Below are 11,093 nucleotides of genomic sequence, written 5' to 3' on the forward strand. Positions count from 1 at the left end.
TAGATTACTCAACATCTATTCTGACTAAAAAGATATCTCCTCTGTTACTTCTCGTTAAAAACTCTCCTGTCTGGAGAGATAAAGCTGTATCATGTATTAACGTATAAGCTTCCGAATCTCCGGCTAAAAACCTTACTATATAGTCAACCTCATTGGGTTCAGATAGCTGGAAAATGAAGAAAGACGCTGAGTTATTCATCAATTTTTTTACATATTCAACGGACTGGGAAACAACTATCATACCAATTCCGAACTTTCTTCCCTCTGCGAATATCCTCTCTACAATGTCCCTTCCAGTTTCCTTTGATAGGACGAATGGAGCTTCGTCTAGCACAAAAACTTTCCAAAAGTCGGATTGTCCTCTTCTAAGCATATAGTCCCTTAAATTCCTCAGTATTGTCTCTATCATTATATACTTTATTTCGTTGGCTGAAACGCTAGAGAAGTCTAGCACGAAGTTTCCCTCAAATATTTCTTCTAGGTTTACGCTGTCCCTGGAGAATACCTCAGTTGAGAGAAAAAGCAGATACGGTTCAAGGGAGGACAGTCTGTTAATGTCTTGAGTGGACGTGGACAATTTCTTTTTCCTTTCTAAATAGAGTAACACGTCCCTAAACGTTGGCGGTTTCTGGTTCCAAGTTCTAGGATCTTCCTCTTCAATACCGCTTTCGAAGTAAGTTTCAGAAATAAGGTTAAACATGTCAATAGTCTGAAGATTACCCAAATTGAAGATCGATTTGATCATGTAAGCTACTTCTAAAGATCTCTTCTTTGGGGACGTGTTGTTTAAGGACAATGGATTAACTGATACCTTTGACATATCTATTTTCTTTGCCCCTTCACTAGGGTACTCGCCATGAAGGTCGAATATTGTAAACGAAACGTTAAGTTGTCTTATGATCCATTTAACTAGGAAAGATTTACCGGAACCGCTTGAGCCAACTATTACTGAATTATAGTTTTTGCTTTCCTTTAAGTTAACTTTGAACTCCTGATTTGCCTTAATCCAAGTATATGAATTTCCCCTAAATCTAAAACTAGTAGACGATTTTAATAGCACTTTTGTCACTTTACCTATATTAATTCCGGATCCGCTAGTGGATGTTATGGAGAATAGAGCCAAAGGAAGAGATAGCCAACTCATGAAAATCAGGGGATATATTCTTTTCTGAGAGAAGACCATAGCTAAGAAATCCGCTACGCAGCCAAAGGCTAGAAACGGAAAGCCCAATAAAAAGAAGACCAAATATCCAATTATTGTAAGAAAAAGAAGAATTAACAAATTTCCTTTAGTAGGTTTAGATACGTTATGCTTAGATAACATGTTTATTAGAAAGTCTGAAAAGTTTCTCCTTGAAATAAATAGGATAAATGAAGCAGAAGAAAATCCAAATAGGTAGACGCTCAAGTCTATGGGGTCTATTAGATTTATTCCTATAATTGAAAATGAGGAATAAACTCCCAAGAAATATATGAGCGATGTTAATGGAGAGTAGAAGACTATCACTGAAGAGAATGCGTCAAGGAATAGAACTACGAAAAAGAAAAAGAAGTAAGAAGTTATTCCTTGCACTCCGCGAAAGAAGTCTGGGATCGCAGTAAGTGCGATAGATTCAGAAATTAGGATTGCAACAAACACTACGTGTCTCTCTTCCAACATTTTTATGAGTTAATAATGAAACCTTAATAAAAAACTTATCATCGTATTAAATCAAGATCAAGCTTAGCAAGACGTCTCTTTTTTATCACAAAAAAGTATTTTCCTTATATGATTAGTTCTTCCCTTAAACTTGGAGTCAGGAAGTTAATATCTTAGTTTATGGTTTCTTTAAGTAATGTTGAGTGAGGCACAAGACTTCATATCAAGGATAAAGTCAATAGGATACAGCGAACTAACTCCTATTCAAAAGATTGCAATTCCTTTAGTGGAAAAAGGAAATGACGTTCTAATCACTGCACCTACGGGCTTCGGTAAGACGGAAGCAGCAGTTTTGCCAGTCTTTTACTCAATTTACCTTAATCGTCCCATGAAAGTTTCATGTCTTTATATAACACCTTTGCGTTCACTAAATCGCGATGTAGAGGATAGACTCAAGAGAATAGGCTCCGCTTTAGGAATTAAGGTGGGAGTGAAACACGGAGATACCACAGAGAAACAAAGGAAGGATATAATCAATGATCCACCAGACCTTCTGATAACGACACCGGAGTCGGCTCAGTATTTTCTGATCAATAAGAAGATGAGGGAACTCATGAGGAATTTGAGGTGGATAATTATAGACGAGCTTCAGGAAATGCTTGACGAGAAGAGGGGTGTAGATCTATCGGTCACGCTAGAGCGACTTAAGAGGCTTGTAGGAAGGAGGTTGCAATTAATAGGAATATCAGCGACAGTCGGAGACGTGGATATGGCAAGGAAGTATCTTAACGTTTCAGGCAATGTCAAGGTAGCTAAGGTAGATCTCACTAAAAACATGGATGTGACAATAGAGATTCCAGAAGTTACTGAGGAAGATCTTAAGATAGCTAAGTCTCACTCAATATCACCTGAGGTTGCATCAAGGATTAGGAAACTTAAGGAAATAGCAACTGAAAACAAACCGCTCCTTGTATTTACTAACACAAGGGAAATGACGGAGTTCCTAGCAAATTCCATGTCTAATGTTTTTCAAATGAAAGTAGTTGCACATCACGGTTCTCTATCTAGGGAATTAAGGGTAACTGTGGAGAAGGACTTTAGAAACTCTAACGTTGACGCTGTAATAGCAACGTCTAGCTTAGAGCTTGGAATAGACATAGGTTCTGTGAAGCTGGTTGTGCAATACATGTCTCCAAGGGAGAGCCTAAGGTTAATTCAAAGGATAGGCAGAAGCAACCATCACTTATCAGGCATATCCAAGGGCATAGTAATGCCTGGAAATGATCTTTATGATGTGTTGGAATGTAACGCTATAGTAAGGTTAGCCAAACAAGGTTATGTGGAGAAACCTCTGGTTGAGTATACACCTTTAGACGTGATGGCTCATCAGATTGCTGGTATGGTATTAGAAGGATATGATAACGTAAATGAGATAGAGAAGGTTCTAAGAGGATCGCTATACTTCAAGGACATGAAGAGGGAAGAGCTTGAGGAAGTAATAGAACTTCTTCAAGGTGCAAGGATTATTAAGAGGAAAGATGACGGAAAGTTAGGTGTATCTTGGAGAATTTGGAGATATTATTATGGAACTAACATGATTCCTGACTCAATTAGGAGCTTTTCTGTAATTGATTCACTAACTGGCACGAAGCTGGGTACACTTAATGAAGATTTTGTATCCACTCTTGAGGACGACAGTTTATTTATCCTTGGAGGCAGACTCTGGAAGGTCGTTACTATAGAGCAGGATAAGGTGTTGGTGGAAAGGGGGCAGTTAAAGAAAGGGGTTCTGCCTAGCTGGTTCGGTGAATCCATACCGGTGGAGAGGGAAACTGCGATGTGGGTGTACGACAGGATAAACGAAATGTTCAAAGGTAACATTAAAGACGACGTAGTTCTACCTCAAGAGAGTAAAGCACTTATACGGGAATACAAGGAAAGAGGATACCCTGAAGTCAAAAGGGACACCGTCTTAGTAGAAATTATTAATCACGATTTAATTATATTGCATTCTCCTCTAGGTAATAGGGGAAACAACACTTTAGGTGCATTATTTTCAGTGCTATTAAATGGTATAAAGATGGCCAGATCCTCCTTCAGGGCGGATTCCTACCACGTAGCTTTGTCATCCATGGTTCCAATATTCTCCGAGGATGTAAGAAAGGTAAAAGACGAGATGCTGTCCTTGTCCTATGAACAACTTTTAGGAATACTTGAAAGAGGTATAAGGGACAGTCCTCAGTTTAGATGGAAGTTGTTAGTGGAAGTCAAGAGGTTCGGAGTGATTGATCCTAAATCTGACGTCGATGTATCAAGCACAATACTTAAGGCATATGCTGACACCTTAGTGGGTAGGGAGGCGGTTAGAGAACTTTTGGTCAAGAACTATGACGAACAAGCGATTTCTATATTGAAAACTTTGAACTGGGAAATTGTTGAGGTACCATCTCCTTCTCCTCTTGCATCCCAATTCCTTAACAGACTTATGGCGTTTCAATCTTGGGAGGACAACTCACCCTTCATAATGGGGGTGATGAAGGAAAGATTATTGGAGAAAGAGTTTAATTTAGTATGCCTAGTATGCGGCTGGAGCGATAAGGTGAAAGTTAAGTATTCTCCTTCAAAGTGCCCTAAGTGTGGATCTGTATTCATAGGAGCCTCAGAAACGTCTGAAACGGATTCAATCAAGGCTGTGAGGAAGGCTCTAAAGGGTTATAATTTGGACAAAAATGAGAAGAAATTATTGGAAAATGTGAAGAAAGTTGCTTCTTTCTTTTCCTCCTATGGCAGGAACGCTCTGATAGCCCTAGCTACGCCGGGAGTAGGTCCTTCTAATATAGGCAGAGCTCTAATCAAGCTAGGCGAAGGCGAAGAGCAGTTCTATACAGCCCTTTTAGAGGAGGAAAGGAGATTCTTGAAAAACAGGAAGTTTTGGCAGTAGGCAGTAAGTTTAAAATTACCTATTTTTCAGAAGAGATGGGTAGATCAAATCATGGCGGTCATAGAAGTAGGTAGAATTTGCGTTAAAACTAGGGGTAAAGACGCAGGAAAGAAAGTCGTAATAGTTGATATAATAGATGAGAATTTCGTTCTGGTGACCGGTCCTAAAGACGTGAACGGAGTAAAGAGGAAGAGGACCAACATACTTCACATAGATCCAACCGATAAGAAAATAGAAGTAAACAAGGGTGCAACAGATGAGGAAGTAAAGAACGCGCTTCAGCAGGCTTCCCTCCTTGACTTCCAGAAGGAAGTCGTGAAGCCAAAGATGACTGTGATTTAGGATGAAGCTTTACGACTTCATCCAGTCAATTGATTCTTTTTGTTCATATGATAATCCCTGGACGTTCAAGACGGAACCTGAGATAGATGAGTCTCATGGTTCTTATCCAGATAAAAGGGAAATTAACTCGTTAATTAGAAACGGAATAATTAATGTGGATAAACCTCCTGGTCCTACTAGCCACGAGGTAGCCTTCTGGATAAAGCAGAGGCTTTCCCTAAACAGGGTAGGACACGGCGGGACCCTAGAGCTGCTGTAAATGGCGGGGTTATCCCAAAGTTACCGGGGTCTTACCCGTAGGATTAGATAATGCCACTAAAATAATGCATTACGTTTCAAGATCAACCAAGGAGTATGTTTGCGTGATGCAGGTTCACTCTGATTTCGAAAAGGAGAGTTTAAAGAGTTGGATAATGAAATTCAAGGGAAAGATTTACCAAAGACCTCCAGTTAGATCCTCTGTAAGTAGAAAGCTAAGGACTAGGAAGATATACGATATTGAAGTAACTGAAATAGAGGATAGGTTAGTTCTAATGAAGGTAATCTCAGAGCACGGAACATATATGAGAAAGCTATGCCATGACATAGGAATCTTAAGCGGTTATGGAGCTCATATGAGAGAGCTAAGGAGAACTAGAACTGGCATATTCGATGAGAGGAACTTAGTTACCATGCATGAGTTCTCTGAGGCTGTCTACATGTGGAAGAATTGTAAGGATGAATCTTTCATTAGGAAGATAATCATGCCCATGGAGATAGCAACTTGTGGAATCCCTAAAATAATGGTTGATAACAATGCAGTTAGTGCCATAGCTTATGGTGCAAAGTTAACAGCGCCAGGAGTGGTTGGTTTTCAACAGTTCAAAAAGGATGACGTAGTATGCGTAATAACTACCAAAGGGGAGTTGGTTTCCGTAGGCAAGGCTCTAATGGATTATAGAAGGTTAGCAAAGGTTGATAAAGGAGAGGTGGCCAGCACTGACAGAGTATTCATAGATAGGGACGTTTACCCCAAGCATTGGGGTGATAAAGACGGAGGTAGTTCTTGACGTAATTGATGGAATTCCTCTCTCTTTTTATTCTAGTACAGGAATATTTTCCAAGAGAAAAGTGGACGTTGGTACGAGGGCACTCTTGGAGAACCTCGTCATACCGGAGAGAGGTATCGTAGCAGACGTGGGATGTGGTTACGGTCCAGTAGGAATATTTTTAGCATTGAAGAATCCTTCCCTGAAGGTGATCATGTTAGACATAGATCCGAACGCAGTAAAACTTTCAAAGAAAAACGTTGAAATAAATGGAGTGTCCTCCAGAGTCACCGTGATGAAAAGCGATGTTCTTTCAGCCGTAAACGAGAAGCTTGACGCAATCTTCTCCAATCCCCCACTTTCAAAGGGCGTAGATTTCCTAAAGAAGTTCGCCAAGTGTGCTAACGATAAAATCAAGGAAGATGGGTTCTTGGAAATTGTAGTTTACAGGGGTGAAGAAAACGTCAAGAAGGAATTTTCTCCATACTTTCCTAGTATAAATGTGATAAAGAGAGTAAAAGGCTACTCGATAATCTTAATAAAAAAGAAGTGAGGAATATAAGTGGGCAAGCCGGGGTGCCCGAGTGGTTAAGGGGATGGCCTTGAGAGCCATTAGGGGAAATCCCTGCACGGGTTCAAATCCCGTCCCCGGCGTTGGGCTCCTTGTGATGACCTCGATGTAGGCAGATTAAATGACGATGATTATTCCCGTCTGAAGTTAGCAACGTTTTTAACGAAGCGATGTTTGTTCTTTATCACTGATGAGAAGAGGGTCGATTGATCGATGAAATGCGCTGGAAATGCTGAAACCTCTTAGAGTAAAAGTTATTAGGAAAATTGCTTAAACTTCTAATGCGGTCATAGTCCAGCCTGGATTAGGACGCCGGCCTCCCAAGCCGGAGATCCCGGGTCCGAATCCCGGTGGCCGCACCTCTTATTTGGATTTAATGTCGTTCTAAATGTTCGCGAATAACGGAAAAAGTAAAATATGAATTACGATAGCTTTTCGAATATGTGTGGAATAATAGGAATAGCGTCTAGCAAGAAGGATAGGACGCTAACCGATGTACTAGTGTCTTCTCTTGCAAGACTAGAATACAGAGGTTATGATAGCGTCGGTGTAGCTTCCTTAGACGAGGGAGGAATAGATGTAAGGAAGGCTAAGGGAAAGGTAGTCGAAGTAGTTAAAAGGAAGAAGATAAACGAGATGAATGGATATCTTTTCTTAGGTCATACCAGATGGGCTACACATGGAGCCCCAAACGATCAAAACGCTCACCCTCACATAGATTGCACGGGTAAAATAGCGGTTGTGCATAACGGAACTTTAACCAACTACAAGGAATTGAGGGAAGAGTTGGAATCCCTAGGGCACAAGTTCAGAAGCGACACCGACACTGAGGTTATACCGCATCTTGTAGAGGAGTTCATGAAAAGGGGTATGGACAGTTTCTCTGCCTTTAAGGCTGCTATCTCTTCATTGAAGGGAAGCTATGCAATACTCATGATAATGGAGGGGGAAAGGAGGATATTCTTCGCCAGACTAGACAATCCGCTTGTAATAGGATTAGGCGAGGATAACAAGAACTTCGTTGCTAGTGAGTATGCACCATTTTTACCTTTTACTAGCACAGTTGTTACTATCCAGGACGGGGAGGTAGGTTTCGTTACTCCGTCCTCTGTTTATATTGAAAAAGATGGAAAGGTAGTTGACATAAACGACAGAATTCATAAGTTAAACTTCAGTGTGATCTCTGCCTCTAAAGGAGGATATTCTCACTTTATGTTGAAGGAAATCCACGAGTCACCCTTAGCTGTGAAAGAGACTATTTCCACAATGCTATCAGACGAAGCAGTTGTGGAAGCGTCTAGGATAATCTCGAACGCCAACCGCGTATTCGTAGTTGCAGCTGGAACGAGTTATCACGCAGGTCTCTTCTTTACTAGATATCTTAATCTCTCAAGTCTAACAGCTATTCCAGTTATAGCCTCAGAGTATTCGTCTTACAAGGCTAAGTCCGGAGATGTAGTTTTAGCTTTAAGTCAAAGCGGAGAGACTCTCGACGTTAAAATGGCAATTAAGAAGTTCAGGAACGACGGTGCGTCGATCATTTCAATAACTAATGTGATAGAGAGCACAATCTCTAGAGAAAGTGATGTTAAGTTATACATGAGAGCAGGACCTGAACTCGGTGTTGCGGCAACAAAAACTTTCGTGTCTCAAGTAGCTTCACTTATGATATTAAAGTCCAGAGTTCTAAATGAGGATACAAGTTACTTAGCCAAGGCACCACAGATTTTAGAAGACGCCGTTGAAGAGACCGAGGGTAAGATGAAGAGGTGGAGCACGTTGATAGATTTTCCTTCAGTTTATTACCTTTCCAAAGGTATAGGAGTACCTTTAGCCATGGAAGGAGCCCTAAAGATAAAAGAGGTAGCTTACGTTCATGCAGAGGCATATCCAGCAGGGGAAAGCAAGCACGGACCAATAGCTTTGGTTTCTGAAGGTTTCCCTGTAATCTTCGTCAATCCTGGTTTGGATGAACTTAAAGTAAACATGGAGGAAATGAAGTCTCGCGGTGCCAAGATCTTCTCCATTTCAACAGTGAACACTAATTTGACCGACAACGAAGTCATAGTAAAATCTGAGAGAGATCTAGAACCTTTTGCTCTTTCTCCGCCATTGCAGCTTTTGGCGTTTTACGTTTCAGTGAACAAGGGAATAGATCCGGATAGACCAAGGAACTTAGCTAAGACGGTGACAGTAGAATGAAAGCCGTGATATTGGCCGGAGGAAAAGGGGAGGGACTTTATCCCTTAACTGAAGGACAACAGAAGGAATTGCTTTCAGTGTTAGGTAAACCGGTGCTTTCGTACGTTATGGAAGGTCTAATGAAGGCAGGCATTTCTGAGTTCGTTATTGTAACTAGCGATAAGGGAAGGGAAATTGAAAGGGAATTACCTAATACAGATGCAGGATACGAGGTAGTTTACCAGAAGAAGGAAGGTATAGAGGGTGCAATAAGCGAGGGAATATCGAAAATATCTGACAAGTACTACGTTCTAGCTTTCGGGGACATAATAACTTCTAGCCAGCTTTATTCGTCACTACTTTCACTCTATTACACAAACGGTAAACCGTCTATATCCTTAACACCTATAGGCGAAGGTTTCAACACTTATGGTCTGGTTGAAATAGAAGGTGGAAGGATAAAGGTGGTGAGATCCGGATCCACGTTAGCTCTGGCTGGAGCTTACGTATTACCCACAGAAACTATGGACAACTTCGAGGAATATCTATCATCCTTAAATCCATCTTACTTCGTATGGTCTGGGCCTTGGGTTGATATAGGATATCCCGAGGATATCCTGACGGCAATAGAAAACTTGCTTAACGAAAGGAGAGGAACTTTCATATCTGATGGTGCAAATGTGGCCAGATCTGCAGTCTTGGGAAATCAGGTTATAATAGAGGATAGAGCAACAATTGAAGATTATGCAGTTATCAAGGGACCAGCTTACATTGGTAAAGATGCGTATATTGGCAATTTTTCGCTGATTAGGTCCTTTTCGTCCATTGAGAGAAACGCTATAATAGGAGCCTACAGCGAGGTCGCTCATACGCTGGTAGGACAAGGAGTGGAGATAGGATCTAAGTCTTATCTAACCTATTCAGTAGTAGGAAGGGAAGCCAAGATAGGAGCTGGAACCATAACTAAAACATCTATGACAAACAAGGTAGTAAGAGGAAGGTCTAATAAGTTCGGTTGTGTTATACCTCCTAAAGGGAAAGTGGACCACGGTTCCGTACTTAAACCTTTTTACGCAGAGGGCTAATTCAATGTTTAGAATTTGAGATTAATGGGTCATGTATTTTCTCCTTATTTTATCGGCCTTCAAGATTTCGGTGAGAGACCTATGAAATCTCAGAAGTTATGGGCCCGCCGGGATTTGAACCCGGGACCTCGACGACCCGAACGTCGCATCCTAGCCAAGCTGGACCACGGGCCCATAATTTAATTTTTAGCTGGTTTTATAAAACTTCATCGATTGAGCATGGAAAACGTTTATGACAAATTCGTCATAGATATGGTAGGCAAGAGAATAGCCGGTGACATAGTATGGAGTAACGACGTTTATAATTCCTTAAGGAAATGGAGAGAAACCTTTAGACTTTCTCAACAGGAGCTTGCCAAGGAACTAGGCGTGAAACAGACCGTGATTGCAGATTACGAGAGAGGAAGAAGACAGCCAGGCAGTTCATTCATAAAGAGATACGTTTCAGCTCTAATAAGAAGTGACGCAAAGAACGGCTTCAAGGTAATAGGAGAACTCGTAAAGATGTTCAACTTAAACTTTCCTTACATCATGGACATGGGAGATTTCATTTCTCCTCTTCCAACACATGAAATAATAAGAGCTGTTGACGGAGTAATTTTGAACTCCTTTGTAAATCAATTTACAGTTTATGGATACATGGTGGCAAACAGCATAAAGGCAATATCTACACTGAGCGGTACAGATTTTTACCAGTTCCTTTCATTGTCTCTGAATAGAGTCTTAGTCTTCACAAAAGTGGCTGGAGGAAGATCTCCAATGATAGCGCTTAAGGTAGCCCCGGTTAAACCTAAGGTTGTTGTACTTCATAGACCCGTGAGAATAGATCCGCTCGCGCTTTACCTGAGCGAACAGGAAGGAATAAACATAGTGATTTCAACCAAGAAAACTGAGGAGGAACTCATAAACTCTATGAGGTCTCTCCTGTCAAGTAGGCAAGAGCCTTAGCTATGTCTCCTCCGTTCTTATTCAAAGCGTCCCTTACTTCTGTTTCGCCTTTTCCAGTTTGTTCCATTAAGAACTTTACGTCTTCTTCGTTTATGCTGGGCTGGATCTGAACAACAGTCTCAGGTTTTACTTCTTCTTCTCTCTCGTTCCCTCCCATTATAGTATAGAACGAATTTCCCTGTGCAGACATCTTAGCAACTTGGCACTCCTCGATTACTATCCTCTTACCATCTGCAGTTTCTATGATTACTCGCGTAGCATTTATCTGATTTGTTTTAATTCCCATCTTTTCAAGTTTTTTCAGGTCGTTGTTTTTGATCTTCATCAATTTACTTTCATTCATAGCAAACTTAATAGT

Annotated in this window: 10 protein-coding genes and 3 tRNA genes; 10 read left to right on the forward strand and 3 right to left on the reverse strand. The window is 40.8% G+C overall.

Annotation, left to right across the window (positions count from 1 at the left end):
• Positions 1-4: 4 nt before the first annotated feature.
• Positions 5-1,660, reverse strand: a complete 1,656-nt coding sequence (locus tag RQ359_RS02240) for an ATP-binding protein (protein ID WP_156016174.1) — start codon at positions 1,658-1,660, stop codon at positions 5-7.
• 175 nt (positions 1,661-1,835) lie between these two features.
• Here RQ359_RS02240 and RQ359_RS02245 point away from each other — a divergent pair, with 175 nt between their 5' ends.
• From RQ359_RS02245 to RQ359_RS02285, 9 genes are all read left to right on the forward strand, one after another.
• A complete protein-coding gene (locus tag RQ359_RS02245) occupies positions 1,836-4,580 on the forward strand; it encodes a DEAD/DEAH box helicase (RefSeq protein ID WP_156016173.1) in 2,745 nt (914 codons plus the stop codon).
• Between the two features lie 51 nt (positions 4,581-4,631).
• Positions 4,632-4,922 carry a 50S ribosomal protein L14e gene (locus RQ359_RS02250; RefSeq protein WP_054838087.1) on the forward strand — a complete coding sequence of 97 codons (291 nt, stop codon included), beginning with the start codon at positions 4,632-4,634 and terminating at the stop codon, positions 4,920-4,922.
• 1 nt (position 4,923) lies between these two features.
• Positions 4,924-5,181: a tRNA pseudouridine synthase A gene (locus tag RQ359_RS02255; RefSeq protein WP_240899951.1), complete on the forward strand. Its 258-nt coding sequence runs from the start codon at positions 4,924-4,926 to the stop codon at positions 5,179-5,181.
• Between the two features lie 64 nt (positions 5,182-5,245).
• Entirely contained in the window at positions 5,246-5,971 is a 726-nt protein-coding gene (locus tag RQ359_RS02260) for an RNA-guided pseudouridylation complex pseudouridine synthase subunit Cbf5 (RefSeq protein ID WP_054838086.1), read from the forward strand.
• Positions 5,949-6,503 (forward strand): class I SAM-dependent methyltransferase, encoded by a 555-nt coding sequence (locus tag RQ359_RS02265; protein ID WP_420856774.1) that lies wholly within the window; start codon positions 5,949-5,951, stop codon positions 6,501-6,503. Before RQ359_RS02260 ends, RQ359_RS02265 begins: the two co-directional genes overlap by 23 nt.
• 17 nt (positions 6,504-6,520) lie before the next feature.
• Positions 6,521-6,604, forward strand: a tRNA-Ser gene (locus RQ359_RS02270).
• Positions 6,605-6,804: 200 nt separating this feature from the next.
• Positions 6,805-6,880 (forward strand) — tRNA-Gly (locus tag RQ359_RS02275).
• An 82-nt stretch (positions 6,881-6,962) separates the two neighbouring features.
• Entirely contained in the window at positions 6,963-8,723 is a 1,761-nt protein-coding gene (gene glmS, locus RQ359_RS02280) for a glutamine--fructose-6-phosphate transaminase (isomerizing) (protein ID WP_156016172.1), read from the forward strand.
• Positions 8,720-9,787: a sugar phosphate nucleotidyltransferase gene (locus RQ359_RS02285; RefSeq protein ID WP_054838084.1), complete on the forward strand. Its 1,068-nt coding sequence runs from the start codon at positions 8,720-8,722 to the stop codon at positions 9,785-9,787. Before glmS ends, RQ359_RS02285 begins: the two co-directional genes overlap by 4 nt.
• A 99-nt stretch (positions 9,788-9,886) precedes the next feature.
• On the opposite strand, the gene RQ359_RS02290 is transcribed toward RQ359_RS02285, so the two are convergent.
• Positions 9,887-9,961 (reverse strand) — tRNA-Pro (locus RQ359_RS02290).
• Positions 9,962-10,006: 45 nt separating this feature from the next.
• Here RQ359_RS02290 and RQ359_RS02295 point away from each other — a divergent pair.
• On the forward strand, positions 10,007-10,735 hold the full coding sequence (locus RQ359_RS02295) for a helix-turn-helix domain-containing protein (protein ID WP_420856763.1): 729 nt from the start codon (positions 10,007-10,009) through the stop codon (positions 10,733-10,735).
• Here RQ359_RS02295 and RQ359_RS02300 read toward each other — a convergent pair.
• Positions 10,698-11,060 carry a nascent polypeptide-associated complex protein gene (locus tag RQ359_RS02300; protein ID WP_173571498.1) on the reverse strand — a complete coding sequence of 121 codons (363 nt, stop codon included), beginning with the start codon at positions 11,058-11,060 and terminating at the stop codon, positions 10,698-10,700. The two genes, RQ359_RS02295 and RQ359_RS02300, sit on opposite strands and share 38 nt — an antisense overlap.
• Between the last annotated feature and the right edge of the window lie 33 nt (positions 11,061-11,093).

The sequence above is a fragment of the Sulfuracidifex metallicus DSM 6482 = JCM 9184 genome (assembly GCA_032834875.1).
Classification (GTDB): Archaea; Thermoproteota; Thermoprotei_A; order Sulfolobales; family Sulfolobaceae; genus Sulfuracidifex; species Sulfuracidifex metallicus.

Bases quoted from the DNA above. Each gene is read 5' to 3' on its own strand.
- RQ359_RS02240 (WP_156016174.1), bottom strand. From the start codon at position 1,660: ATGTTGGAAGAGAGACACGTAGTGTTTGTTGCAATCCTAATTTCTGAA.
- RQ359_RS02245 (WP_156016173.1), top strand. From the start codon at position 1,836: ATGTTGAGTGAGGCACAAGACTTCATATCAAGGATAAAGTCAATAGGA.
- RQ359_RS02250 (WP_054838087.1), top strand. From the start codon at position 4,632: ATGGCGGTCATAGAAGTAGGTAGAATTTGCGTTAAAACTAGGGGTAAA.
- RQ359_RS02255 (WP_240899951.1), top strand. From the start codon at position 4,924: ATGAAGCTTTACGACTTCATCCAGTCAATTGATTCTTTTTGTTCATAT.
- RQ359_RS02260 (WP_054838086.1), top strand. From the start codon at position 5,246: ATGCATTACGTTTCAAGATCAACCAAGGAGTATGTTTGCGTGATGCAG.
- glmS (WP_156016172.1), top strand. From the start codon at position 6,963: ATGTGTGGAATAATAGGAATAGCGTCTAGCAAGAAGGATAGGACGCTA.
- RQ359_RS02285 (WP_054838084.1), top strand. From the start codon at position 8,720: ATGAAAGCCGTGATATTGGCCGGAGGAAAAGGGGAGGGACTTTATCCC.
- RQ359_RS02295 (WP_420856763.1), top strand. From the start codon at position 10,007: ATGGAAAACGTTTATGACAAATTCGTCATAGATATGGTAGGCAAGAGA.
- RQ359_RS02300 (WP_173571498.1), bottom strand. From the start codon at position 11,060: ATGAAGATCAAAAACAACGACCTGAAAAAACTTGAAAAGATGGGAATT.